This window comes from Dolosigranulum pigrum ATCC 51524 (assembly GCF_000245815.1).
In the GTDB taxonomy this organism is placed as follows: Bacteria; Bacillota; Bacilli; order Lactobacillales; family Carnobacteriaceae_A; genus Dolosigranulum; species Dolosigranulum pigrum.
Map to the genome: position 1 here is coordinate 304964 of NZ_JH601103.1, position 25690 is coordinate 330653.

At 36.4% G+C, this 25690-nt stretch carries 23 protein-coding genes; 4 read left to right on the forward strand and 19 right to left on the reverse strand.

Annotated elements, in window-relative coordinates; translation table 11 throughout:
* Positions 1-32 precede the first annotated feature (32 nt).
* From HMPREF9703_RS01330 to rplM, 8 genes are all read right to left on the reverse strand, one after another.
* Entirely contained in the window at positions 33-959 is a 927-nt protein-coding gene (locus HMPREF9703_RS01330; RefSeq protein ID WP_004634917.1) for a D-ribose ABC transporter substrate-binding protein, read from the reverse strand.
* A 17-nt stretch (positions 960-976) separates the two neighbouring features.
* Positions 977-1918, reverse strand: a complete 942-nt coding sequence (locus HMPREF9703_RS01335) for an ABC transporter permease (protein WP_004634921.1) — start codon at positions 1916-1918, stop codon at positions 977-979.
* Positions 1919-3397 carry a sugar ABC transporter ATP-binding protein gene (locus HMPREF9703_RS01340; protein ID WP_004634923.1) on the reverse strand — a complete coding sequence of 493 codons (1479 nt, stop codon included), beginning with the start codon at positions 3395-3397 and terminating at the stop codon, positions 1919-1921. It lies immediately after the preceding gene.
* A gap of 17 nt (positions 3398-3414) precedes the next feature.
* Positions 3415-3804 (reverse strand): D-ribose pyranase, encoded by a 390-nt coding sequence (rbsD, locus tag HMPREF9703_RS01345; protein WP_004634925.1) that lies wholly within the window; start codon positions 3802-3804, stop codon positions 3415-3417.
* Positions 3779-4687 (reverse strand): ribokinase, encoded by a 909-nt coding sequence (rbsK, locus tag HMPREF9703_RS01350; protein WP_004634927.1) that lies wholly within the window; start codon positions 4685-4687, stop codon positions 3779-3781. The genes rbsD and rbsK overlap by 26 nt, the downstream gene beginning before the upstream one ends.
* Positions 4688-4692: 5 nt before the next feature.
* On the reverse strand, positions 4693-5652 hold the full coding sequence (locus tag HMPREF9703_RS01355) for a LacI family DNA-binding transcriptional regulator (protein WP_004634929.1): 960 nt from the start codon (positions 5650-5652) through the stop codon (positions 4693-4695).
* Between the two features lie 186 nt (positions 5653-5838).
* The gene (gene rpsI / locus HMPREF9703_RS01360; RefSeq protein ID WP_004634931.1) at positions 5839-6231 is read right to left on the reverse strand and encodes a 30S ribosomal protein S9; all 393 of its coding nucleotides are present in this window, start codon (positions 6229-6231) and stop codon (positions 5839-5841) included.
* 13 nt (positions 6232-6244) lie between these two features.
* Positions 6245-6688 (reverse strand): 50S ribosomal protein L13, encoded by a 444-nt coding sequence (rplM, locus tag HMPREF9703_RS01365; protein ID WP_004634932.1) that lies wholly within the window; start codon positions 6686-6688, stop codon positions 6245-6247.
* Between the two features lie 416 nt (positions 6689-7104).
* Between rplM and HMPREF9703_RS01370 the strand changes: the two genes are divergently transcribed.
* From HMPREF9703_RS01370 to HMPREF9703_RS01385, 4 genes are read left to right on the forward strand one after another with little or no spacing between them, the layout of a single operon-like run.
* Entirely contained in the window at positions 7105-8301 is a 1197-nt protein-coding gene (locus tag HMPREF9703_RS01370; RefSeq protein WP_004634935.1) for an NADH-dependent flavin oxidoreductase, read from the forward strand.
* A 15-nt stretch (positions 8302-8316) separates the two neighbouring features.
* The gene (locus HMPREF9703_RS01375) at positions 8317-9267 is read left to right on the forward strand and encodes a MetQ/NlpA family ABC transporter substrate-binding protein (protein WP_004634936.1); all 951 of its coding nucleotides are present in this window, start codon (positions 8317-8319) and stop codon (positions 9265-9267) included.
* 22 nt (positions 9268-9289) lie between these two features.
* On the forward strand, positions 9290-10219 hold the full coding sequence (locus tag HMPREF9703_RS01380) for a MetQ/NlpA family ABC transporter substrate-binding protein (RefSeq protein ID WP_004634938.1): 930 nt from the start codon (positions 9290-9292) through the stop codon (positions 10217-10219).
* Between the two features lie 60 nt (positions 10220-10279).
* Positions 10280-11479 carry a M20 metallopeptidase family protein gene (locus HMPREF9703_RS01385; RefSeq protein WP_004634941.1) on the forward strand — a complete coding sequence of 400 codons (1200 nt, stop codon included), beginning with the start codon at positions 10280-10282 and terminating at the stop codon, positions 11477-11479.
* A gap of 81 nt (positions 11480-11560) precedes the next feature.
* Here HMPREF9703_RS01385 and HMPREF9703_RS01390 read toward each other — a convergent pair whose 3' ends face one another.
* The 11 genes from HMPREF9703_RS01390 to HMPREF9703_RS01440 all read right to left on the reverse strand — a co-directional run bounded on the left by HMPREF9703_RS01390 (position 11561) and on the right by HMPREF9703_RS01440 (position 25526).
* Positions 11561-12487, reverse strand: coding sequence for an NAD(P)H-dependent flavin oxidoreductase (locus HMPREF9703_RS01390; protein ID WP_004634942.1), 927 nt, complete (start codon positions 12485-12487; stop codon positions 11561-11563).
* Entirely contained in the window at positions 12480-13697 is a 1218-nt protein-coding gene (locus HMPREF9703_RS01395) for a thiolase family protein (RefSeq protein ID WP_004634944.1), read from the reverse strand. The genes HMPREF9703_RS01390 and HMPREF9703_RS01395 overlap by 8 nt, the downstream gene beginning before the upstream one ends.
* A 23-nt stretch (positions 13698-13720) precedes the next feature.
* A complete protein-coding gene (locus HMPREF9703_RS01400) occupies positions 13721-15979 on the reverse strand; it encodes a 3-hydroxyacyl-CoA dehydrogenase/enoyl-CoA hydratase family protein (protein ID WP_004634947.1) in 2259 nt (752 codons plus the stop codon).
* Positions 15980-16016: 37 nt separating this feature from the next.
* The gene (locus HMPREF9703_RS01405; RefSeq protein ID WP_004634950.1) at positions 16017-17666 is read right to left on the reverse strand and encodes an AMP-binding protein; all 1650 of its coding nucleotides are present in this window, start codon (positions 17664-17666) and stop codon (positions 16017-16019) included.
* A 633-nt stretch (positions 17667-18299) separates the two neighbouring features.
* A complete protein-coding gene (locus HMPREF9703_RS01410) occupies positions 18300-18890 on the reverse strand; it encodes a hypothetical protein (protein WP_155800775.1) in 591 nt (196 codons plus the stop codon).
* 12 nt (positions 18891-18902) lie between these two features.
* On the reverse strand, positions 18903-19547 hold the full coding sequence (locus HMPREF9703_RS01415) for an ABC-2 transporter permease (protein ID WP_004634956.1): 645 nt from the start codon (positions 19545-19547) through the stop codon (positions 18903-18905).
* Complete coding sequence (locus HMPREF9703_RS01420) at positions 19544-20413, reverse strand: ABC transporter ATP-binding protein (protein WP_004634958.1); 870 nt, start codon at positions 20411-20413, stop codon at positions 19544-19546. The genes HMPREF9703_RS01415 and HMPREF9703_RS01420 overlap by 4 nt, the downstream gene beginning before the upstream one ends.
* Complete coding sequence (locus HMPREF9703_RS01425; RefSeq protein ID WP_256998285.1) at positions 20406-20780, reverse strand: GntR family transcriptional regulator; 375 nt, start codon at positions 20778-20780, stop codon at positions 20406-20408. Before HMPREF9703_RS01425 ends, HMPREF9703_RS01420 begins: the two co-directional genes overlap by 8 nt.
* A gap of 683 nt (positions 20781-21463) precedes the next feature.
* On the reverse strand, positions 21464-22708 hold the full coding sequence (locus tag HMPREF9703_RS01430; protein WP_004634962.1) for an MFS transporter: 1245 nt from the start codon (positions 22706-22708) through the stop codon (positions 21464-21466).
* The gene (locus HMPREF9703_RS01435) at positions 22686-23372 is read right to left on the reverse strand and encodes a hypothetical protein (protein WP_155800778.1); all 687 of its coding nucleotides are present in this window, start codon (positions 23370-23372) and stop codon (positions 22686-22688) included. The genes HMPREF9703_RS01430 and HMPREF9703_RS01435 overlap by 23 nt, the downstream gene beginning before the upstream one ends.
* A 657-nt stretch (positions 23373-24029) precedes the next feature.
* Positions 24030-25526: an amidase gene (locus HMPREF9703_RS01440; RefSeq protein ID WP_004634966.1), complete on the reverse strand. Its 1497-nt coding sequence runs from the start codon at positions 25524-25526 to the stop codon at positions 24030-24032.
* Between the last annotated feature and the right edge of the window lie 164 nt (positions 25527-25690).

Here is a 25690-nt window from a genome sequence, read left to right on the forward strand (position 1 = left end):
ATCTTGGGAATATCTAGTTTGTTAACATAGTACTACTTAATTAATTCCAAAGGTGAGTCAATTTGTTCTTCAATTGCTTCACCACTGAAGAATTTGTAGACTGTTTCGACAGCAATTTTACCCATATCATATGGTTTTTGGGCAACTGTTCCACTTAATTGACCTTTTTCAACAGCACTTACTGCATCTTCATTGCCATCAAAACCTACTACAACAATATCTTTCCCAGCAGATTCAATAGCTTCTAGTGCGCCTAATGCCATCTCATCGTTCTGAGCAAATACAGCCTGAATCTCTGAATGAGATTGTAACATATCTTCCATGACAGATAATCCTTCTGCCCGGTTAAAGTTTGCTGATTGACTATCAAGTACATTCAGTTTTTCATTAGCAATATTTTCGAACCCTTCTCCACGTTCATTTGCAGCAGATGTTCCAGGAACACCTTCTAATTGTACAACATTCGCACCTTCTCCTAATAATTCAACAATATATTCAGCAGCCATTTCTCCTCCATCAACATTATTTGAAGCAATATAGGATAAAATACTCCCACCATCTGTAGATCTATCAATTGTAATAACCGGAATTTGAGCTGCATTAGCAGCTTCAACTGCTGATTGAATAGCAGATGAATCAACTGGATTGATTAGTAGAATATCCACATTTTGTTGAATTAAATCATCAATATCATTACTCTGTGTAGCAGAATCATCTTGTGCGTCTAATACTTGAACTTGACTCCCATTAGCTTCTGCTGTTTCAACAACACCATCACGTAATGCTCCAAAGAATGGATTATTTAAAGTAGACACTGACAATCCAATCGTAATATCTCCAGCTTGTTTTTCTTCAACTGGTTCATCAACACTTACTTCTCCACCCCCTGTATCTAATCCACCACATCCTACTAGTACAAATGCAATTAATACTATTAATAAACTGTATATTTTTTTCATTCTTCTATTCTCCTTTTTTAGTTTTCTTGTCCACGATCTACAAAGACGGCAATTAAGATTACAATCCCTCGTACAACTTGCTGGTAGAAACTTGATACTCCCAAAATATTTAACCCATTATTAAGTGTCCCAATAATTAGGGCTCCAATTAACGTTCCAAATATTCTTCCTTTTCCGCCTGATAAACTAGTTCCTCCAATAACAACTGCTGCAATAGCGTCTAATTCATATGAAGTACCTGCTGTTGGCTGAGCTGAATTTAATCTTGAAACTAAGATTAAACCTGCAAGAGAAGACATCATCCCAGAAATAGTGTATACCCAAAGTTTAATTCTATCTGTTTTGATACCAGCAATATGTGCAGCTTCTTCATTTCCTCCTATTGCAAAAACTTTTCTTCCGAATGTCATTTTATGCAAGAATGCATACAAAATAGCAAATACAAGCAACATGACAATAACTGGAATAGGAACTCCAAAATAACTTCCTCGGCCTAAAATTTGAAGTGATAATCCCGGATCGAAATTAGATACCGGATTCCCACCAGTATAAACAAGTGTCAAGCCACGATAAATAGTCATTGTTGCTAACGTAGCAATAAATGGTGCTACATTCCCTTTCGTGATAAAGAATCCATTTGCAAATCCCATAACTCCACCAATTAATAACCCAAATATAATCGCTAATGAAGAAGGGATTCCACTAGCTATCATACCTGCTGTTAAAGCACTGCTTAGTGCCAAGATTGATCCAACTGATAAATCAATACCGGACGTAATAATTACAAATGTCATCCCAAAAGCAAGTAATGCATTTATACTAACTTGACGTAGTAAATTAAACAAATTGGATAATCTAATAAAGCTTGGATTTAAAGCTGTAACAAAAAGTACAAGTACAATAAGTGCAATGACTGGTCCCAGCTTTCTAAAGTCTATTTTCTTCAATGCTTTACTCATTTATTTTCCTCCTGTAGCTAATGTCATAATTTTTTCTTCGTTAATATCTGTTCCTTCAACTATTCCTGCAATACGTCCTTCATGAACTACGCAAACTCGATTACTAATATTTATTACTTCCGGTAAATCACTAGAAATCATAATAATACCTACACCACGTTCAGTTAATTCATTCATTAAATTATATATTTCGCGTTTTGCTCCTACATCAACACCTCGCGTTGGTTCATCTAAAATAAGAATTCGCGTCCCTGAACCAATCCATTTAGCAAATACAACTTTTTGTTGATTACCTCCTGAAAGAGATTTAACAGGTAAGTAACGATTTTCTGTCTTGACAGTTAAACGCTTAATTAGTAAATCAACAAAATCCTCTTCTTCTCTTGTATTTATCCAACCATACTTTGAAAATTCCCCTAACGAAGTAAGTGCAATGTTATCTTTTACTGAAAAATCAAGAATTAAACCTTCTTCTTTTCTATTTTCCGTTAAAAATCCAATACCATAACTTTTAGCATTAGTTGGCGATGCTAAATTTACTTTTTTTCCTTCTAAATAAAAATTACCATCTTGAACAGTATCCATTCCAAAAATAGCTCTAGCTATTTCTGTCCTGCCTGCCCCCATTAATCCTGAAAAACCTAATATTTCTCCTGAATGTAATTTGAAGGAAATATCTTTTATTTTATCTGTAGAAATATTGTCTAATTCAAGTAAAACATCATCCGTTCGATTATCTTGACTTGGATAAAAATCATCAATATCTCTACCCACCATTTGCTTAACAATTTCTTTCTCACTAGTATTCTCAATTAAATTAGTTTCTATAGATAATCCATCTCGCATGACAGTTACTCTATCACATATTTCAAAAATTTCTTCCATACGATGTGATATATACACAATTGAAACGCCACTAGTTTTTAGTTTTCTTATAATCCGAAATAATACTTTTATTTCACTATCAGTTAATGCTGCTGTTGGTTCATCCATAATAATAACTTCTGCATTATTCATTAATGTTTTAGCAATTTCAATTAACTGTTGTTCTCCAACACTCAAAGCTTTCATGGTCTTATCTAAAGGAATATTTACTTCAAGTTCACTTAGAATATTACTAGCTTTCTTTTTCATTTTTGCCATGTTGAGCCAAGAAAATTTTGATGTTAATTCCTTGCCCATGAACATATTATCGATAACTTTCATTTCTGGCCAAGTAATCATCTCCTGATGAATAAAGCTAACACCATTATTTTCTGCTTCTTTTGGATTATCATAAATAATTTCAGACCCATTTATCTTAATTAGACCACTATCTTTTTCATGCAATCCAGTTAAGATATTCATCAATGTTGATTTACCTGCACCATTCTCTCCCATTAAAGCATGAACTTCGCCTTCTTTTAGTTCAAAACTCACATCTTTTAATACCTCATTAGAACCAAAACTTTTTTCAATATGTGTCATTTCGATATTCATTACTTCACCTCCTCTGATTAGAAATTAACACCAGCCTGTAAAATCACATTAGCATATGGAGTGGCTTCCCCCGTTCTAATAATGGCTTTAGCTACATTTGATTGTTTTTTCAATTCTTCATGAGAGACATAATTAATATTATTGATACTATTATTAATAATATTTTCTAACTGTTCATTATGTTCTGTTATTTCATTAGCAATGACAGCTTGCTCAACATACATATTTTCCAAAATAACTTCAAAAACCTCTGAAAAGCTAGGACTCCCTAATTTTAAAGCTAAGTCAATTTTTTTTACATGATCTGGTATTGGTAAACCACAATCTGCTATTATAATCTGATCAGTATGTCCAAGATCAGCTAATACTTTACTGATCGAACTATTTAAAATCCCATATTTTTTCATACGTATTTCTCTCCTTCATTACACTTAAAGTAGGACTCCCCGTTTGTGCTCCAAGTTTTTCAATGGATATAGAGGCAGCCAAGTTAGCAAATTTTATAGCTTGTTCTAATGAAAAGTCATTAACTATTGCTATTGATAAAGCACCATTAAATGTATCTCCTGCTCCAGTCGTATCAACAATCTCTTTTGGTTCAATTGGATCTACCTTTACTATACTGTTACCATTATGATATATCACACCTTCAGACCCTAAAGTAACTATTAGTTTATTCGGATATTCTTTAAGTACTGATTTAATATCTTTATTTGGAAAGAGAACTTCACATTCTGTTTCATTTGGAGTTAAATACGTTACTTGATCAATAAGTGCTCGGTCTATTTTTCTAGCTGGAGCTGGATTTAATAATATAGGGACTCCTGCTTTCTGACAGAGATTAATAACATATTCAACTGTTTTTTCTGGTATTTCATTCTGAATCACTATTAAATCTGATTCCAAGATAATTTTTTTTGAACTATGAATAATTTTTTCTGACACTTTATTATTTGCACCAGGAATATAAATAATATTATTATCCTGCTCAGCTAATGTGATCAATGCAGAGCCTGAATTTATATCTGTAACCCGTTCCACATTGTCAGCATTTACCCCATTTTCTGTTAGGTTGTTAATTAATGGCTCTGCAAATCGATCTGAGCCAACAGCTCCAATCATTGAAACAGTTCCACCTAGTTTTGATATAGCAATTGCTTGATTAGCCCCTTTCCCGCCAAATCCAGTGTCAAATGAAAAGCCAGTTATCGTTTCCCCTTTTTGTGGAAACCTCGGCGCTGTTGCAAAAAAATCCGTTGAAATACTTCCAATTACAGTAATTCTCTTCATAAATATCACTCCCTAATTGATTCTCGTTTAATTAATTTTGGTTTTAATTTAATATTTTGACTAACAATATTTTTATTTTCAATTATTTTTATAAGCATCTCAGCTGCTGATTTTCCAATTTTTTCTGCTGGCTGTGCTACTGTAGTAAGTCCTGGTGATGTATACTCTCCGAATGATATTCCGTCATAACCAACAACCTGAATATCATTGGGTACTTTTTTATCTCTATTTTGAATCTCTTTCAAAATTGAAAGAGCAAAAATATCATTAGATGATATAATTGTATCAGCCTGTGGAAACTTATCTAACACTTCTTTAGCTATTATATTAGCTTTTTCAGGACTATGAGTATGAGTTTCGAAAATATAAACTTCTTTATCACGAAGAACCTCCAAAGCTCCGTTAAGTCTTTCTTTTGAACTAGGTAACTTATCTGGTCCTTTTAAAATAACTACTCTATGCGCAGAATTTTTTACACTTTTAGCAGCAATTTTTCCACCGTAGTAATCATCATTTAACACGCTATATACTTTATTCTCAAAAATTCTATCTAAATAAACTCTTGGTATATCTTTCCCTATTTTCTTATTGACACCAGTAGCTATTAATAAGCCACTTATATTGTACTGTAGGAAGTATTGAAGATACTGTTCTTCTTTTTTAATATTTTCTGATATATCACCAACTATAAGCATGTATCCATGTAAAGATAGGAATTCTTCTGCACCCTTAACAATCATATTAAAATATGGATTAGTAACATCTGGAATGAGCATTCCAATCATTCTCGATGTTTTCTTATATAATGATCTGGCAACTTCATTCGGTACATAATTCAATTTTTGTATAGCTTCGTTAATACTATGTTGCGCTTCTTTACTTACATAACCACTATTATTTATTGATCTAGAAACTGTGGCAACAGAAACATTTGCTTCATTTGCTACATCCTTCATCGTAACCATCTTATCTTCACCTCAATGTGTAACCGGTATCACACTTTAATAATATCATACGCTTTCATTTTGTCAAGTGTTATTTACAAAATATTTGATTTTTATAGAATAACCCGCTTCATTCGACTAACAAGACACCCAAAAAACGCCCAACCCGTAAATGAGTTGGACGTTTTTGTAATATATAATTGTAAATTAACGTTTTGAGAATTGTGGTGATTTACGCGCTTTTTTGCGACCTGGTTTCATACGTTCCTTCATACGTGAGTCACGTGTGAGGAGACCAGCTGCTTTAAGTGGTCCGCGGAAGTCTGGGTCTACTTCGAGAAGTGCACGAGCAATTCCGTGACGAACTGCACCTGCTTGTCCTGCGTAGCCGCCTCCTTGAACTTTTACGCGAACGTCATAACTACCTTTTGTGTCTGTTGTTTCGAATGGTTGGTTAACAATCAGACGGTGGTGGTCATAGTTCAAGTATTCATTGATATCTTTGCCATTAATTGTGATCGCACCAGAACCTGGCTCTAGAATAACACGAGCTGTTGAGTTCTTACGACGACCTGTTCCAAAATATTGTACTTTAGCCAATGAAATTCCCTCCTTAGATTAAGTTTTTAATGTCGAGTTCTTGTGGCTGTTGTGCTTGCTGCTTGTGTTCACCATCAGCGTAAACGAATAATTTTTTCGCTTGTTTACGTCCTAATGGTCCACTTGGTAGCATTCCTTTAATTGATAATTCAACCAAGCGTTCAGGTTTGCGCTCACGCAATTCACCTGCTGAAATTTGTTTTAAACCACCAGGATATCCTGTGTGACGTGAGTAAATCTTGTCACTTGCTTTTTTACCTGTTAATTTCACGTTGCTTGCGTTTAAGATAATAACGTAATCACCTGTATCAACGTGAGGTGTGTAAGTTGGTTTGTGTTTTCCGCGTAAAATTTTAGCAACCGCAGCTGACAAACGACCTAATGGAATATCCGTCGCGTCAACTACATGCCACTTACGCTCGATATCGCTCTCTTTTGCCATATAAGTTGTGCGCATGTTTGTTTCCTCCAATTATAATTAGTTTATTCAGTCTAAATCTGTTATTCAGCTTTTCGTAACTCTGTCCCACCAGAATTAAAAAAAGATCATCATTAAATATTAGCCGTCATTGTTTACAATAGCATAATAAGTTCCGGGGCTTACCATGTGGGGTAAACAATACCATTTACTATCTTACCAAGTCTATCCCTTGATGTCAAGGAGTTAAAGAGAAGTTTTTAGCCAGAATTTTGATGCGTTTCAAAAATACATTTTTGAATATAAAAATGGGGGTTTCATATCAAATTCATGTCATAATCATCTTTTTTTCTCTTAAAATGCGTAAAAATTATCGCTGTGCTATATTGCTAAGAAAAAATTTGATACAATAATGGTTGTGATCACATAGATTGATAGATTAGGAAGGAGCATTTATGACTCACACGACTTATTCTAAGCTGTTTAAACCGGTAACTTTACCAAACGGAATCGTTCTACCTAACCGTTTCTGTATGTGTCCGGTCACCACCAATTCCTCGACGCGAGAAGGATTCGTCACACAAGAAGATATTGATTATGCTCGACGCCGTAGTCACTCAGCTCCACTTCAAGTAACGAGTGCGGCTTATATCGAGCCTTATGGTCAACTGTTCGAGTATTCATTTAGTATTGATGATGATCGCTCAATCCCAGGCCTAACGAAATTGGCTGAAGCAATGCAACAAGATGGGGCTCACGGTATCATCCAACTTGCACATGCGGGCCGATTCTCTACTCAAGCAATCAAAGATTATGGAGTCTCTTATGGGCCAAGTGCAATGGAGTTGAAGACACCGATTCCTCACCAAGTAATTGCAATGAGTGAACGGAAGATTAGACATGTCATCCAAGCTTACGGTGACGCTACAAGACGCGCAATCAAGGCTGGCTTTAGCGGGGTTGAGATTTCGATGGCCCAGCGATTGTTACCCCAAACATTCTTCTCCACCTTCTCCAACAAGCGTGATGATCAATATGGCGCGGATTCGTTGGAAAACCGTGCTCGGTTAACACTGGAAATCTTTGAAGAAGTCCAGCGCGTTATCGATGAAGAAGCCCCTGATAACTTTATTTTAGGCTTCCGCGGCACCCCTGAGGAAACACGGGGAGATGAAGTAGGCTACAGCATTCAAGAATACTTAACTCTATTGGATTGGGTCTTAGAGATAGCTAATGTCCAATACTTTGCGGTCGCTAGCTGGGGCAAAAATATTTATCTCAATAAAGTTCGATCTCAAGGAAACTATCACGGCCAATACATCAATGAAGTTGTGCAACATCACTTATCAGGGCGTACAGTTACTATGGCGACAGGTGGTATTAATTCACCAGACAAAGCACTCGAAGCGCTCGAGCACGGCGATATGGTTGGTCTCTCTAGCGTATTCGTTACTGAGCCCGATTTTGTCACAAAAATTGAAGACGGACGAGCAGAAGACATTGACTTAGGAATTGACTTAGATAACATCGATGAATTAGCGATCCCTCAAGCCGCCTTCAAAGACTTAATTAAATTAATGGATCTCGGACAATCCCTGTCTAAAGACACAACATCCACCCTAAAAGAACTCGAAAAAAATTATACACAATAAAGGAGATATTTTTTAATGAAACATATGAAAACATTACTTAAAGCAAGTCTACTATTCTTAGTAGCATTTATTATGGTTGCTTGCACGAGCCAAGATGCTGGATCTAAAGATACGGATACAACTACCCAAGATGATACCGCACAAGAAACAACGACAGATAGTGGAGAACCCACTGTTATTAAAGTCGGCATGGCTAATGAACTTACTAAAGCAACTTGGGATGACGTTGGTAAACGTTTATTAGAAAAAGAAAATATTAAGGTAGAAACTCAAGTCTTCAGTGATTTTAGTACACCCAACCGTGCACTTAGTGATGGGGATATTGATCTAAATGCTTACCAATACATTTCATTCTTGGCCCAATACAACCAAGATGCCGATACTGAATTACGTCCAATTGGTTATGCTTACTTGCCACCACTAGCTATGTTTGCTAAAGAGGGGATTGAATCAATTGATGATATTCCTGAAGGGGCTAAAATTTCATTCACAGAAGATCCGACGAACACCGATAATACCTTGCTTCAATTAGAGAAAATGGGCTTAATCGAAGTAGAACACAAACCGGGTGAACGTCTAACAATTGATGATGTCACAGAAAACCCTAAAAATCTTGAATTTGTTCCACTAGCAAGTCCAGAAGTTGTACGTTCATTGCTAACTGGTGATGTGGACTTAATGATTACTGGATTATCTATGTCAACAGATGGTGGGCTAGATCCAGAAGATGCTCTCTATATTGAAGATCCAGCTGATACACCTTACTACTACAAAGTTATGATTGTCTCCCAAGAAGATCGTGTCGATGATGAAATCCTTCAAAAAGCGGTAGCAGAATTCCAGAGCGAAGAAACACGACAATTCGTGGAAGAAAACTTCGGCCAATCCTACTTGCCAGCTTGGACAGAAGGAGAAACACCGCTAGAAGACTATGACAAATATGTTGAAGAGTTTATGAAGCACTAACAATTAGTTAAAGGAGAATTCAATGAAACAATTGAAAGTTTTTTTCAGAGCATCACTGCTACTGTTAGTATCGTTTGTCATCGTAGCGTGTGGAAACCAAAACTCTAATAATGCATCCACAACTGACCAAGATGTTGTAACTAATGATGAGGAGCCAACTGTTGTCAAAGTCGGTATGGGAACTGAAGATGGTCGCATCATGTGGGAAGAAATTGGAGAACGTCTATTAGAGCACGAAAATATTGAAATAGAGCCTGTTGTTATTAATGACTTTTATCAACTCAATCGTGCACTAAGTGACGGAGATATTGATATGAATCTTTATCAATATATATCTTTCCTTGCTCAGTACAACGAAGATGCTGGAACAGAATTACGTCCAATTGGGTATGGTTCTATTCCACCGATTGCTATTTTTGCTAACGAGTCTATTGAGTCTATTGATGACATTCCAGATGGTGCTCGTGTATCATTTACCGATGACCCGGTTAATATTGACAATTCATTAATCCAACTAAAAACAGCTGGCTTAATTGAAGTCGAAGAAGTTGAAGGGGAACGTCTAAGTATTGACAAAATCACTAATAATCCTAAGAACTTAGAATTCATTCCACTTGAAGGCCCTGAAGTTGCTCGTTCATTAGCAACAGGTGATGTGGACGTAATGATTACCGGTCTTTCGATGGCTAATGATGCTGGATTCAAACCAGAAGATGCACTCTATATTGAAGATACTGACAAAACACCTTATTACTACCAAGTTATGATGGTTACGAATAAAGACCGGGTAGATGATGAAGTGCTCAAAACAGTTGTTGACTACTATCAATCAGAAGAAACTGTGAAATCCGAAAAAGCTCGTCGTGGTGATGCATATGTTCCCGCATGGCACGAAGGAGAAACACCGCTAGAAGACTATGACAAATACGTCAGAGACTTTATGAACAAATAAAATGACTTATAAAACAGCTATCAAAGGATAGCTGTTTTTACTTAATTAGGAGGGAATAATATGAACTCAACTCAAATATTAAACAAAGCTATCCAAATTGAATCACAAGTTATTGATTGGCGTCGCTCATTACATCAAATTCCCGAAATAGGTTTAAATTTGCCAAAAACTGTTGCCTTTGTTTGCCAACAATTAGATGATATTGGTATTCCTTATGATTCGACCTTTGTTAATGGCAATGCAATTGTAGCTTTAATACATGGCACAAAACTACCTCAATCAGAACAGGTACTGGCTATTCGAGCAGATATGGATGCTTTACCTATTAAAGAAGAAACTGGTCTCCCCTTTCAATCAACTAATGGAAATATGCATGCTTGTGGACATGATGGCCATACTGCCGTTCTCTTGGGAACGGCTAAGTTACTATATGAAAATCGTCATAAATTTAATGGAACAGTAAAGTTATTATTTCAACCAGGCGAAGAAGGTCCTGGGGGTGCTCAACCTATGATTGATGAAGGAGCTTTACTAAATCCAACTGTCACTCGAATAATTGGGGCTCATCAAGGAGGCGTTTCAGAAGGCACCTTAAATACAACTTTTAACTTAAAACCAGGACCACTTGCTGCTTCAGTAGATACCTTTGATATAGATATTATTGGGAAAGGATATCATGGAGCTTATCCTGAAGGTTCTCATGATCCAATAGTAGCTGCTGGTCATTTAATTACATCTATCCAAACTATTCGTTCCCGGGATTTATCGGGACTTGACTCTGCTGTTATTTCGTTAACCCAACTAGAGGGGGGGATCAACTACAATATCATCCCAGAAAAAGTGCATCTCAAGGGGACTATACGAACATTCGATCCTACTGTCCGACAGTATATTAAAAATCGTTTACAAGAAATATGCTCCGGACTCGGTCAAATGATGAATGTAAAATGTCACTTAGTTTGTCATGATAAATATCCGACTCTCGTCAATGATAAAGATGTAACCCATGAAACTATGCTATCTCTTATAGAATTATTTGAAGATTCTCTGGTTGGGGAATTAGAGCATCCATTTATGGGAGGAGAAGATATGGCCTGCTTTTTAAATGAAGTACCTGGTACATTTTTCTTTATTCACAATCCCGGATTTATTGAGGGAAAATTTCATGGACACCATAGTCCAAAATTTGATATTGATGAATCTAAGTTATACTTGAGTGTGGCTGCCTTTGTTAAGCTAACAGTTGACTATTTAACATAAAATTATATTTAAAAAATAGTTCATATAAAGATAACCCTCTGGTGTACTAACAACTTACACTTGAGGGTTATCTTTAATTTTTTATATGCGCTCTTTCGCTTCATGGTAGCTTGCCATTAATGCTTCGATAATAGTCGCTGCTGGCTGAATGCGATCAATTATGCCTGCAATCTGACCGGTCATCACACTCCCTCGTTCAACATCATCCTGCTCTACTGCACGAACATATGATTCATATAGCATCGGCCGGATTGCTTCATAATTAACTCCAGCAAATTCTTCCCTTAAGCAGTCTTGAATAAGTTCATTCGCAATATTACGCACCGGAAGTCCCCATGATAAACCTGTCAGAGCTGTTGCAACATCATCTGCATCGATAAGCGCCTGCTTATAGCGTTGACCCAGCGCACATTCTTCTGCTGTTAGAAATAGTGTCCCAATCTGTACTCCGATTGCTCCTAAGGCTTCCATGGCCAATATAGCTTCTCCACTCCCAATACCGCCCGCTGCAATAATAGGTAGTTCCACTTCTTTTTGTAACTGCTGAATAAGTGGTAAAGTCGCTGTCAATCCAACATGTCCACCTGCCTCATAACCTTCAGCAATAATAGCATCTACACCTAAGTTAGCCATTTTAACCGCATGCGTGACTTGAGATACTACCGGAATGACTTTAATCCCTGCTACTTGTAATTCAGCTGCGAAAGCCTTCGGTGATCCTGCTCCGGTAGTTACGGCAGTGACTTTTTCAGTTAAAGTCACCTCCACTAATTCAGGAATATTATCTTGTTGTAGCATTAAGTTAACACCAAATGGGCGCTCAGTTAATGATTTAACTCGCCGAATTTCTTGTCGTAATTCTTCCTTAGTATATCCAACTGATGTGAGCACCCCAAATCCACCTGCTTCGCTCACCGCACTAACTAAGGTGCTATCAGAGATTCGGGCCATACCTCCTTGAATAATCGGATATTGTATCCCTAATAATTCTGTTAACGGCTTAGTCATTTGCTCTTCCTCCTTTTGGGGAACCTACGTACTCTACAATAGCAGCAGCTCCCATTCCGCCACCAACACACATCGTCACAAGTCCATATCGTCCGCCTATTCGCTCCAGTTCAGATAAGACTTTAGCCACTAAGATCGCACCGGTAGCACCAGTTGGATGGCCCAAAGCAATGGCTCCCCCATTAGGGTTTACCCGGTCTGGATCTAATCCGAGTTCATTAATTACCGCTAGGGCTTGGGCTGCAAAAGCTTCATTCAATTCAATCACATCCATATCTTCCAGAGCTAGACCGGTCTGCTTCAACACAGCTCTTACTGCCTCGACAGGCCCCATTCCCATGTAATCGGGATCCAAGCCAACAACTTGATACCCCAGAAATACTCCAATAGGTTCAATCCCATCTTCGGCTAGTTTTTCTTCGGACATGACTACAACAAACCCGGCTCCATCACTCACTTGTGAACTTGTCGCAGCAGTCACGGTCCCCTCTTGCTTGAAAACCGGACGTAATTTGCTGACCGCTTCTATTGTGGTGTCTGGTCGCACTCCTTCATCGGTATCTATCAGGTGTTTGTCCAAGGTGGGATAATGGTTCTCATCATAAGTTACAACTGTTGTTTCAACGGGAATAATTTCACGCACAAAGTATCCTTCTTCCTGTGCTTTTGCTGCTTTATAATGACTAGAAACACCGAACTGATCTTGTTCGGCACGAGAGATGTTATAGCGCTCTGCTATATTCTCAGCTGTCATACCCATTGAAGTACTTAAGGATGGTCCGACTGTTTCAAGCTGCCAGTTCGCAGACAGTTCACATGCCGAAACACCACTTGTGGACATAAACTCTAACCCACCCGCAACGACACTGTTGGCTTGCCCTACTTTAACCTGGTTTGCCGCTAGTGCGATAGCTTCCAATCCTGAGGCACAAAAACGAGTAAGGGTCATCCCTGGAACAGTTGTCGGTAATCCTGTTCTCAGTGATAGACGCCGGGCCATATTCATCCCTTGCATATTTTCAGGTAATGAACACCCTAAGATTAAATCGTCTATCGATGCCGGGTCGAAGGATCCCCCCATTCGTTGCAATACGCCTTCTAATACTTGTTTCCCAATCTCTTCAGGTTTATCATGGGCGAAATAACCATTTTCTTTGCCTTTACCTATTGGAGACCGCCCATAAGCAACAATATAAGCTTTATCGGTCATATCGATTCTCTCCTTCTATTGCATTAATTCCTAAGTGGTCGTTTGTAAACTTGCATGTGATGAAGTCTCTCCCATGTTAAGTCATGTTCAATGAGTTCTAGATAATGTGATTGTTCTAATTGGAGGAGGTACTCATAATCGATCTCCACGCCTAGCGGTAACTCCCCTCCGGCTAATACATCAGCTATACGATTGGCCAACTCTTGTTCAAAATCAGTTACATATCCACCGATTCGCCAATTTTTTACTAGACCAGAAACCACCGCCTTAAAATCTTGGCCTAATGCTTGATAACGGATGTTTGTTGCAGAGATATGACCGGCTTGGCTAAGCATCTGAACCATAGATAAAGCTGTCTGCAATAAGTAACGCTCATTAGCAACAATGATATCTTCTGTTCGTAAGAAACCTAATTCTCGGGCATGTTGGGCATGCTTGGATACTTGACCATAAGCAACTGTATTAAACATAGCTAGCAGTTTTTGCTTTTTCTCAAACCGGGAATCGTCTTGTTGGTAAATACGATCTGCTAACTCAGCTAATCCTCCTCCCGCAGGCAAGAGCCCCACTCCTACTTCAGGAAGTCCCATATAGGTTTGCGCAGCCGCAACAATTCGAGTGGACTGCAGCGCTATTTCTGCTCCTCCGCCAAGCACATGACCTCTAACAGCAGCGACAATTGGTTTACGCGCAAACTTCAAGCGCTTGACCACTTCATAGCCTAAGTTAGAAATCTCTTTTGCTTTTTGTGAGGGATGGGGAGCTTGCTTGATCATCTCAAAGCCGCTAAAATCAAAGCCAACTGAAAAATGTTCCCCTTCACCAATAATGACGAGCCCTTCATAATGACCTTGCTCTAATTCATCTACTGCTGCCAAGATATCTTCTAAAACAGCTGGATTTAAGGCATGATTAGCTGTTCGCAGCTCTAAGACCAAACTATTTTGTTTCGTTTGGCTGAGGCGTGTTTGGTGATCATGATGCCATAATATTTTTTCTGCTATCGCTTGTGGTGAATTATCTGAATCTAATGGACGGTCTTCTGGATAGAATCCTCCTTGTATTGTCTGAATCCAGTCCGGTAATGGGCCACATTCTACTTCGATGCGTTCCTTCACACGATGGAAGCCTAATTTATCCCAAATTTGGAAAGGCCCTAATGTCCAATTATACCCCCATATGAGGGCTTGATCGATAGTCCGATAGTCATCAGCTGCTCGCCCGACGTTCAAGGCTGCAAAGTACATCACATTGCGCAACGATTCCCACATAAAGTGCGCTTCAGGACTGTCTTCTGTAAAAATAATATCTAAATTATGTTCCCAGTCACCGGTCTCAAATTTCTCAAAGAAAGGAAAGGTAGGAAAACTGGCCTGGCGATATTCTCTCGTTTCAAAATCAAAGGCTAGGCGTTCTCCCTGCTCTTTTTTATAATAACCTTGTCCTGCTTTATCCCCCACATAGCCTGCTTTTAATAAAGCATGATGTTGCGTTCGTGGCGGAAAATATTCAGCCAAAAATGTATTTTGGCGATATGCTTTTAAGGCACTTTCTGATAAATCAATTCCGGTTAAATCGGTGAGACGATAAGGTCCCATTTTTACCCGCGCTAATTTTGCTCCGGTTAATGCATCGACTTTGGGTATCGGCCAATGACGTGCTTCTCCTCGATACATCGCTTCATAATTCGCATAAAACCCCATTCGATTGGCGACAAACCCCGTCACATCCCGACTCACAATAAATCGTTTAGCTAAAACTTTATCCACTAACTGTTTAAGTTGATTGATATATTGGGGAGTTGTCTGATCTAACGGAATCAGTTCAACTAACTTACTCTGGCTTAATGGTGTAAAAAAATGCACACCACTGAATCGTTCCTGCACTTGCTCCGGTAAATTTGTGGCAATCTCTTTCACTTGAAGGGAAGACGTATTCGTACTTAAAATAGCTTCTACAGCAACAGCCTCAGCTACCTCTGCCCAAACATCTTGTTTGATGGTCAAATCCTCTATGACTGACTCGATCACCCATTCACACGTAGCCGCTTCTTCCAAAAACTGAGGATACGAAATGAATCGTAAATGATGAATTCGGTCTGTCTCTTGTAATTTTTGCTGAATATCTGCTTGAATAGATTGTTCGGTCTTTTTATCAATCAAACCTTCTGTAACATCTGTCATCTTAACTAAAGTGGTCTCTAGCCCGCGACTGATACACCACGAAGCTAGGTCACGTCCCATCTGTCCTGCTCCTAAAATATGAACCGATTGAATTGTCATCTCAGGCCCCTTCCTCGAATTATTCTTATTAATCAGATTAGCTATATTTTTGGACTAAATCATATTTACGAATTTTGCCCGCAACTGATTCAGGTAAACTATCGGTAAAAATCACTTTCTTCGGTGTCTCGAACCCAGCTAGGCGCTCTCGACAAAAAGCAATCAAGTCCGCTCCACTTACCGTTACTCCCTCTTTTAAGACAACAACTGCAGTCACTTCTTCTCCCCATTTTTCACTAGGTAGTCCGATAACCGCTACATTATCCACTGCATCATGTAATTTTATGACAGATTCCACCCGCGGACTAGCCACATTTTCCCCGCCTGATTTGATAATATCTTTATAACGACCAATCATAATAGAGACCCCATCGCTATCCTTGGCTAGACCATCACCTGATTTGAACCAGCCATCTGGTGTGAATGAGGCTTTCGTTGCTTCTTCATTCTTATAATACCCAGAGAATGAGATTGGAGATTGATAGACCACTTCTCCTGCTTCTTCTGCGTCTACTTCTTGACCCTGTTCATCAATTCGTTTGGCAGCTAGTGTTGCATCTGGGAAGCCGACATAGTTAACGAGTGGCGCTTTTTCAAGATAGGCTGCTTCATGTTGATCATGATAGAATCGATACCCTGCGATCACTTCTGTCTGAGCAAATGATTCAAAAGTCTGAATATGAGGTGCTCCAATTTCTTTCAATCGTTTGTGATAAGCAGGTTTTAGCGCGGCATAGCCATATAAGATAGATGTTAAGCTACTAAAATCGTACAACTGCTCGTGGTCATCATAACAGTCTACTAACTTCTCTAACATGTCAGAGAACCCCGCCCATAAAGCCGTTACCTTATAATCAGTAATCGCTTGCGCTAACTGAGGATAATCGAGACTCCGACCTAATACTAGTGTTCCAGCATGTAAAAAAACAGAGGCTGGTAATGTCTGATCAGCTACATGATAAATAGTCGGCAAGAAACTAGCCAAGACATAATCGCCTGGGAAGGTTAGTCCTCGTGAAAAATGCATCCCATAATCATAACCAGCAAAATATGTGTAGTGATGACTAATCATTACTCCCCTCGGCATACTAGTTGTGCCTGATGTGAACAAAATTTCCCAAATATCATCACCATGAATCGTCACATCTGGAGCTTCGGTAGAACGACTATTAACAAAATCAGTAAAGGACTCTGATCCTGTAGCTAATTCATCTCCCCCAATCAAAATCGTCACATCACTTGTTCGATTTATCCGGGATAAGACGGACTCTAATTTTTCATTATGGGCTGCATCACTGACAATAAATACGGGCTCAGTTAATTGAATAATATATTCAATCACATCTGGAGCGATCATTGTATTAACTGGCACATTCACTAAGCCTGCCTTAGCTACGCCAAACTTCCCGATCATTGCTTCAGCTGAATTATCACAGAAAAATAATACCCGATCCCCGCGCTGGAAGCCTCTGTCTAATAGAGCATTGGCAAACTGATTAGCTACCTCATTAAACTGACGATAACTCACTTCTCGATAATTAGGCTCGCTATAGGCACCTTCACATGCTATGATCGCATGTTTATCAGGATAGCTATATGTAATCCGCTCTACCAAATCTCCAACAGCCACTCGATTAAATCGACTATCATTACGCCGATTATATAATGTATTTACATCCAATTCCACACATCATTATCCTCTCATTTATTGTTACTTAAATTGTATAACAGCCGTGCAAATCCCGTCAATTCAATCGTTATTATTTCCTTACTCATCCACTATTCTATATCTTCCACACAACCATATCAACTTTTCACTTCTCTATCGGAAACAATAATGCACTTAAAATAGGTTATAAAATGAGTTTTGGTTGTAACAATGCTATTGCATAGAACATCCCACATATTTTTTAATTGAACGCACAAAAAAGATGCTAGCGAAGAAAAAGTCCTCACCAGCACCAAAAGTTGTCGTACTAATTTTTATTCGAAAAAGCTAGCCAATATGAAAATGGACAAGTACCTGTTAATAAAGAATTGTAACATAATCTTTAGATAGAGGATGACAAATATATCATTTCATACTAGAAATACCTAAGAGAAATCTAGTGGATGTAGCAATGAAATACTCATCCTCATTTTTTGAAAAGTGACAATTAATCATGTGATTGAGCGGCTTGTTTCTGGTATTTAACTGGAGACAAGCTACTCAATTTTACTTTTATCTGATTGTCGCAAATGAAATAATGTGTTATTTCTTCTATACTGATAGTTTCTATTACTGTGCTTAATTTCTCCAACATACATATCTCTCCGTTTCTTAATTTGATACAAACCTAATCATTTTTGCGGTTACTACGCAGATAATAACTGCAACTATTGCATTTATTATTTGTATAATTTGATCGCCTGAATAAATTGCACTTGTTTTAATTCCATATTCCAAAATAAACGGTAGCAAGACAATAAAAAATTGCAGGATAATACCTTTCCATTTATTTAATTGATTGTAACTTAATTCTCGTAAAATTGTGACACTTCCCAAATTGATTGCTACACTAAAGAGTAGTAATAGCTGTAGTATTATACGCTCATCTTCTTTAAATACATATTTTAATAACATACCATACATAAGTATACTTACTAACACTTTTATCAATAGTGCTGTGTACTTAAAGATGATGATAGTTGAATAATTAATTGGCACAATATGTTCTAAATAATACCGCTGTTTAATCAATGCTTGATTTGAACTGTATATATTAGTAGATACGATGGTAAAATAAAACAGCATTATCTCCGGGATACCTTCTAACAGACTAGTTGCTAGTACAATTAAGCCGATTAGTAAGGCAACTATTGTTCGTTTTTTAGACTCTTGCGTATAATAATAACATAGCCCACGCATCATAATTTTCCTTCCCTAAAATTTTTGGTTAAATGAAATTAAAGACACTCCGAAAGACAAACCATACAATAAAATACTTCCTCCTATAAATAAAATCATAAGTATTGGGTAGTTATACGCATCAAATGTACCATCCAATTTCATAATGATTTTTATTCCTTCCATTAATAGTCTCACCGGAACAATAGTTAATAGAAAACTGGCTAAAATAATTGTCTTAATATGCTTATGTCCAAACAAAAATGCACCGCCTAATACAATACTTCCAAAATGTAATCCAACAGCCATTGTGAGAAATATGGCGCTTTTCATGCTGGTTTCAAGCAATGTAACGTTTGATTCATATAGCCATATAAATCCTAAAACTAGTATAAAATTAGTTCCCGTCAAAAAAAGATAATTTACATATCTAGCCGTTACAATATCCGGACGCTTGACAGGTAACATCAGCTCTTCTTTATGATAATCAAGTGTTGTATAATTAAATACGCTACCAAAATAAGCTAACGGTGCAATGATAATAATACCATAAGCAACAATAACCAAATATTGAACAATATCAAAGAATAACATAATAGATAACACCGAAAGAATAACTGCATAAATAGTTTGTAGTTTGAGTCCTGATGACATGATATCTTTTCTTATAATACTAATCATACGATAACCCCTTTAGCATACATATTCATAATAAATTCTAAGTTTGGTTTTTCAACTTCAATATGATCAGGTAGCTCATTATCAATTTGTTTTCTGTTAAGTAACACACTATATCCGTACGTTTCTTTTTTGTAGGCTATCATGCTAGTTTGATGTAATTGATCAAATTGTTCTTTTGTACAGTGACACATGCCATAATCATACAAAAGAGTCGTAATTGGCTCACAAAAAACAACTTGACCCGCTTTTAAAAAGATAACAATATCAGCTATCTGTTCAATATCTGTAGTGATATGACTAGAGAACAGAATAGAACGTTTTTCATCCTCGGCAATATACGTCTGAAAAATTTCTAATACATCTTGTCTCTTCACTGGATCGAGTGAACTAGTTGGCTCGTCTAACACTAAAAAATCTGGTTGATGAGACATTGACAAAACAATAGAAAACATTTTTTGCATGCCCTGTGAGCATTCTTCAATTTTTTTATCTTGTGAGATATTAAAAAAGTCTAGTGTCTGATTAAAGAAATTAGAGTCCCACCGTGGATAAAACTTTCTATATATATCTTCTACTTGTTTAATTTTCAAATTTTTTGGCAAATAAATTTCATCAAAACACACCCCAATTTTTTCTTTTAGCTCAGTATTGTCTAAATCCATAGTTTCTCCAAAAATTTCTACAACACCCGTATACTGTTTTTGTAGTCCTAATATTGAATTGATGATAGTTGTTTTACCTGCACCATTTTCTCCAATGAGTCCGACAATATAGCCCTTTGGAATGTTAATAGTAACGTCATCAAGTGAAAACTCACTATTTTTATAGTGAACATTTAATTGTTTAATTTCTACAGCATTACTCATCTATATCACCTACTACTTTCTTAAATAAATTGATTAATTCTCGTTTACTCATTCCTTGTTTTTGACTATAACTCATCAATTCTTTAATCTTTATTTCAACATCTTGCTCAATATTTTTAGTAATCATTTCCCGTTTGACATCAGCTATAACCGTTCCACGTCCAACTACTGACATAATTAATCCGTCTGTTTGTAAAATTTCATATGCTTTTTTTACTGTGATAACACTCACTTTTAAATCTTTAGCCAATGTTCTAATCGCTGGTAAACTATCTCCTGCTGTTAATTCTCCATTTTTTATTTTTGATTTAATTTGTAACACAATTTGTTCATAAATTGGTTCTTTCGACTGAACATTTATAATCATTTCCACCGATTAATTCTCCTCATATAATAAAGTTCCATCCCCATTATATCAAATAAAAAATAGTATCTGTCGCAATGACATTTTTATACAATAAATCCTGCCATTAATCAGTTATGCAACTATTTTTTCTTCTTTTTACAGCCCCAGCCACACGATCTATTACATGAAAGAAATGTTGTTACGGCTATCTTTCTACATTACAACATCTACTATTGAATATATTGTATATGCACATTATATTATTTATTTGATTATAATGCAATCATTTTCTAAAAAATATTTTCTGCTATACAATAGGTTGCTTTTCTCAACAAATCCCAACGTTACCAACCTTAGTAGTCATTAATGCTTACACCTATTATCATTTTATGTCTTGCTTACAAAGAAGTGATCCACTCAGAATTTGTAGAGCATCCACATATTTTTTAATTGCACGCACAAAAAAGATGCTAGCGAGGAAAAAGTCCTCACTAGCACCAAAAGTTGTCGTACCGCAAAAGACAGCTAGAATTGACGTCTTAATAATCAATTCTAGCTGTCGTTATATTTTTATTGACAGTTATCTTTCCGATTTGTTAACTGTTTACCTTTCTTTTTTTCTTGTCGTATGAAGCCATACCGTGCTTTACGCCAAAGCGTATTGCTTTGTTGATCATGTGTATTTTTATATTCTTCTAAATCTTCTAATATTTTATATTGTTCTTCCTTAATCTTTTTTTGCTAATGTTACGATATAACAATGATGCTACACAATATAAAACTACTAAGCTAATCCCAGAAATCAATAATGATACACGAACTCCTAATTTCTCTGTTATGAAGCCACCAATAATAAATCCAAGCGAATTCACTCCAATCAACACCGTTTTATAAAGACTATTTGCTCTACCTAAATATTCTTTTTCCACCAACTTTTGTCTATTGGTTATAATTATTATATTCAATATTGATTGTAAAGCATCTATAACAAAAGTAATTACAACAATCATATAAACATTACTCCATTGTGCATAAATAATTCTCAGTATAGATTGAAGTAAAATATTTGTAATGAAAAGCTTATGAAATTCAAATTTCTTACTCAGAAAGTTTATTAAAAAAGCTCCACAAAGTGCCCCACTAGTAGCAACTGATACTACAAATCCAATCTGACTAGTATCTAAATTTATGATATTTTTTAAAAAAATCAGACTATCATTTTGAAAATTCGCCGTTAATATATTAAAAATAGCTGTAATAACTAATGGTAAAAATACTGTTTTTCTACATGAAACATATACATACCCCTTTACAATATCAGCAAACATATCCTTAAAAATTTCAGATGAAAATTTAGGATTAGATTTATTTTCTACAGCCTTAATATAATAAAATGAAAATGAACTTAAGAGATAGCATAGACTACTGATCAACAATAAAATTCCTATTGAATACTTACTATATATCATTCCACCCACAATAGGAGATAAAATACCTAAAATATATTGTATTGAATAGATACTACTATTTAAAGATGTAAAATCATCTGTGTGTTTGAATAAATATGGTAGGTAGGTTGTTTCTGATATTGAACTAATAACGTTAATACAACTTACTAAAATAGTTACTATGATCAGTGTCCACAATTTAATACCTAAGCTATCAATATAAACCACTATAAAAAATAAAGCAAAATATAAAAAGAATCTAATAAAATCAGATAAATACAATATTTTCTTTATATTTAACTTATCAACCAAAGCTCCAAATGGCATCCCTAGAACTAGAAAGGGGAGAAGTGTTAAAGAAGATATTAAAGATAAATATAAAACTGAATTACTTAATCCTAATATATAAACTGGTATCGCAAAAGTCATTAATGAACTACCAAAATTATCAAAAATTACTGACATAAAGTATTTTTTTTTATCCGTTAATAAACTTTCCATGTATGTATTCAATCCTTTCACTATCAATTATTGCTTTGGACGAATGTATGTCTTTTTCCATACCGTCTATATTGATTCGCGTAGCACCGTGTCTGTCACTTGTGATTTGTGACCAATTTTTTCCTGTTGCTTTATTTTTTAATTGCCATACCACTTCTGCTCCACTATTATCTGGTAATTGAATATTAAATGAAACCGCACCCACTGTTTTCCGATAATTATGTGAAAGTAATTTCTTTGCCGTTTGTAATGAATATACCCCACAAACTGGACAAAAATAGCAATAATATTCCATTTCTAGTAAAGATGAGTAATATTCTGAAATATATAATTGACATTTACATCTGCCGCATTTTTCATTTGTGTAGCTATATTTTGAAACAAGGGTAAATGTGCTTTTAATATAATTTTCAAAATTAGAATGAAAATATCCGGTAGAAATTAATAGTTTTCGAACTTTCCTATAGGATAAATAAATACTTTCATATATGTTATTAAATATCTTATATTGTTCATTGCTTAATATGAAAAATTGGCTAGTATTATTACTGTTGTATCCCAGATTGTAAATATTATTTTTAAACTTATAGATAATTTTAAAAAGATTTTCAGTTTCTGATGTTATAACATTAAGCATTCTTAAATAGAAAATGAAATTTTCCAAAAAAGCAATGTTTATAGCAAGGCGTTTTATTTTTTATTAAAAAATGAAAAATCAAAATACCTATCCGAAATTTTTTCATTTGATAAATTCAAATACCTATCACCAACCAAAATGAAATTACTGCTATCCGAGATCACCAGACAATTTTGGCTCTTCAACATTTAGTGTTGGTCATCATAAAGTCAACACATTCGTAACGGAATAAATCATTTGATTTTGTCTACTCCATGAGATGGATACAATCGAACGTTTTTCTATTTTATTTTCATTATAAATATACCATTGATCATTTTATTTATCAAAAAATGTTCTTACTCATGAAATACATCTTATCCAGAGGATACCATTTTCATAAATAAAACGTCTAGAGGCTAAGAGAAACGTAATCAATTGAGCGGTATTGTGCTCAAATAGTCGTTTATTAAGTATTATTAGGATCTTTTTCAATTAGTTTTATATTTTTATCTTGAATACCAATCAAATTTACTATAGAATTAGATTCACACATGTGAGATTTCTCCTTTAATTTTTGTTTAGTTGACTTTATTTTAAAGGAAATCCCGCATGTTTTTTTAGTTTAATACATAAAAAGATGCTAGCGAGGAAAAAGTCCTCACTAGCACCAAAAGTTGTCGTATGTGTAAAATAGATGACGTATTATTGAGCTGATAGTTCAGCTGATAATTTAAGATCGGTCTTTAAGTGTCCGGCATCTTCTAATTGTTTCGCCAGTTGAAGTAAGATATATTCTTGTCCTTTGCCCGCCCAGAAGTGAGTTCCTAGTGGCAAGCCTTCCTCAGTCTCAAATAATGGTAAGCTTATCGCAGGTTGGCCGGCAATATTTTGGCAAAATGCATAGGCCATATAATCCTGCCCTTTTTCGAAGTCTTTCCAAATTAAGGCTTGTTGCTCTTCTCTTGATAGTGATTCAGCCGCTAACATATCCTCTTCATATTTTCCATATTCAAATTGGCCGTGAATGGGTGCGGGTCCATCTGTAATAGGGGTTATGGCCAAATCATATTGACTGATAAATGCTTCACGCTGCACCGTATATTGGTCCCAAAACGCTAATATCCGAGAAAAATCTGCTGCTGGAATTTTTTCCCCGGCTTTAAATATTAGCCAGGTCATTGGCTCCATATCATCTGGTGTTAATTTTTGGCCGAGATGTTCTTCCATCTCTTGAAATACAGCAGCCATCTCCACGCTATTCATTTCATAATACGTTTTTAGTAATTTGAAGTCATCAGTATGTGGCTTTGCTTCAATTAATTTGTGTCCAAGTTGTTTTAATAGCTCAACTGTTCGAGTTATATTTTGTTTGCTTGTTTCGGAAACTTCTGCCCCGATAGGCGAATCATATGAATAAGCAATTGTCAGTGGACGATCTAGCTCAGCTAAAGATGGTTCTTCGATCATTGGGATATTAAACGGTGCTTCAAGTTGTTGTGTTTGCAACTCTTTTAACAATGTCCACGTATCATGAACTGAACGTGTCAGGGCAAAGTTGACCGAACAGCCTTGCCAGCCACGATATCCCCCAGGCCCAACAATAACTCGACCACGTGATGGTTTCAGGCCAATGAGTCCACTATAACTAGCTGGTAGACGGATACTTCCTCCACCATCACTAGCAAAGGCAAGGGGCACAATGCCTGCCTTCAATGCTGCTGCCGCTCCACCACTTGATCCTCCCGGGTTGCGTGATAGGTCATACGGCGCATTAACCCGCCCAGTCTGCTTAGCATCACTAATCCCTTTAAAGCCAAACTCAGGGACATTGGTTCGCCCAACAATAATAAATCCGGCACGTATGACTTTTTCTACAAAATAATCCGTTTGTTCTGCGATATAATCTTTTAATAACTTAGAGCCACTTGTTGCTGGAAATCCTTCTTGTTGTTGGCCTAAATCTTTTAATAGAGTCGGCACTCCATAAAATGGCGGTAATCCCTCTTTATTTTTCATCTCCCGGTCATAGTGCTCCGCCTGCTTGAGCGCGTATTCTTCTTGGGTGCTTATCACGGCATTCAACTTGGGATTTAACCCTTCAATATTTTTGAGGGCTTGTTTGACAAGCTCAACACAAGTAACTTTTCCTTCTTTAATCTGCTCTGCATAGTAGCTAGCATCCTGTGTAAATAACTGCATATCCTTCTCCTATCCCTTCCTTATGTTATGATTCTCATTATTTGTTCCATAGCGTCTGTTAGACCGATATGTTTAGCAACTCTCTGGCACTTTTTATCCGCAGACACGCCATCCGTTCCCAAAGCATCCAGAAAAATTACACCACATAATTTTCTTTGCAAGAT

What these genes read in the sequence shown, in the direction of transcription:
- HMPREF9703_RS01390 (WP_004634942.1), bottom strand. Translation starts at nt 12,487, where the DNA reads ATGACTAAGCCGTTAACAGAATTATTAGGGATACAATATCCGATTATT.
- HMPREF9703_RS01370 (WP_004634935.1), top strand. Translation starts at nt 7,105, where the DNA reads ATGACTCACACGACTTATTCTAAGCTGTTTAAACCGGTAACTTTACCA.
- HMPREF9703_RS01340 (WP_004634923.1), bottom strand. Translation starts at nt 3,397, where the DNA reads ATGAATATCGAAATGACACATATTGAAAAAAGTTTTGGTTCTAATGAG.
- HMPREF9703_RS01335 (WP_004634921.1), bottom strand. Translation starts at nt 1,918, where the DNA reads ATGAGTAAAGCATTGAAGAAAATAGACTTTAGAAAGCTGGGACCAGTC.
- HMPREF9703_RS01400 (WP_004634947.1), bottom strand. Translation starts at nt 15,979, where the DNA reads ATGACAATTCAATCGGTTCATATTTTAGGAGCAGGACAGATGGGACGT.
- HMPREF9703_RS01415 (WP_004634956.1), bottom strand. Translation starts at nt 19,547, where the DNA reads ATGATTAGTATTATAAGAAAAGATATCATGTCATCAGGACTCAAACTA.
- HMPREF9703_RS01425 (WP_256998285.1), bottom strand. Translation starts at nt 20,780, where the DNA reads ATGATTATAAATGTTCAGTCGAAAGAACCAATTTATGAACAAATTGTG.
- HMPREF9703_RS01440 (WP_004634966.1), bottom strand. Translation starts at nt 25,526, where the DNA reads ATGCAGTTATTTACACAGGATGCTAGCTACTATGCAGAGCAGATTAAA.
- HMPREF9703_RS01380 (WP_004634938.1), top strand. Translation starts at nt 9,290, where the DNA reads ATGAAACAATTGAAAGTTTTTTTCAGAGCATCACTGCTACTGTTAGTA.
- HMPREF9703_RS01375 (WP_004634936.1), top strand. Translation starts at nt 8,317, where the DNA reads ATGAAACATATGAAAACATTACTTAAAGCAAGTCTACTATTCTTAGTA.
- rbsD (WP_004634925.1), bottom strand. Translation starts at nt 3,804, where the DNA reads ATGAAAAAATATGGGATTTTAAATAGTTCGATCAGTAAAGTATTAGCT.
- rplM (WP_004634932.1), bottom strand. Translation starts at nt 6,688, where the DNA reads ATGCGCACAACTTATATGGCAAAAGAGAGCGATATCGAGCGTAAGTGG.
- HMPREF9703_RS01395 (WP_004634944.1), bottom strand. Translation starts at nt 13,697, where the DNA reads ATGACCGATAAAGCTTATATTGTTGCTTATGGGCGGTCTCCAATAGGT.
- rbsK (WP_004634927.1), bottom strand. Translation starts at nt 4,687, where the DNA reads ATGAAGAGAATTACTGTAATTGGAAGTATTTCAACGGATTTTTTTGCA.
- HMPREF9703_RS01355 (WP_004634929.1), bottom strand. Translation starts at nt 5,652, where the DNA reads ATGGTTACGATGAAGGATGTAGCAAATGAAGCAAATGTTTCTGTTGCC.
- HMPREF9703_RS01410 (WP_155800775.1), bottom strand. Translation starts at nt 18,890, where the DNA reads ATGATGCGTGGGCTATGTTATTATTATACGCAAGAGTCTAAAAAACGA.
- HMPREF9703_RS01385 (WP_004634941.1), top strand. Translation starts at nt 10,280, where the DNA reads ATGAACTCAACTCAAATATTAAACAAAGCTATCCAAATTGAATCACAA.
- HMPREF9703_RS01430 (WP_004634962.1), bottom strand. Translation starts at nt 22,708, where the DNA reads ATGGAAAGTTTATTAACGGATAAAAAAAAATACTTTATGTCAGTAATT.
- HMPREF9703_RS01420 (WP_004634958.1), bottom strand. Translation starts at nt 20,413, where the DNA reads ATGAGTAATGCTGTAGAAATTAAACAATTAAATGTTCACTATAAAAAT.
- HMPREF9703_RS01330 (WP_004634917.1), bottom strand. Translation starts at nt 959, where the DNA reads ATGAAAAAAATATACAGTTTATTAATAGTATTAATTGCATTTGTACTA.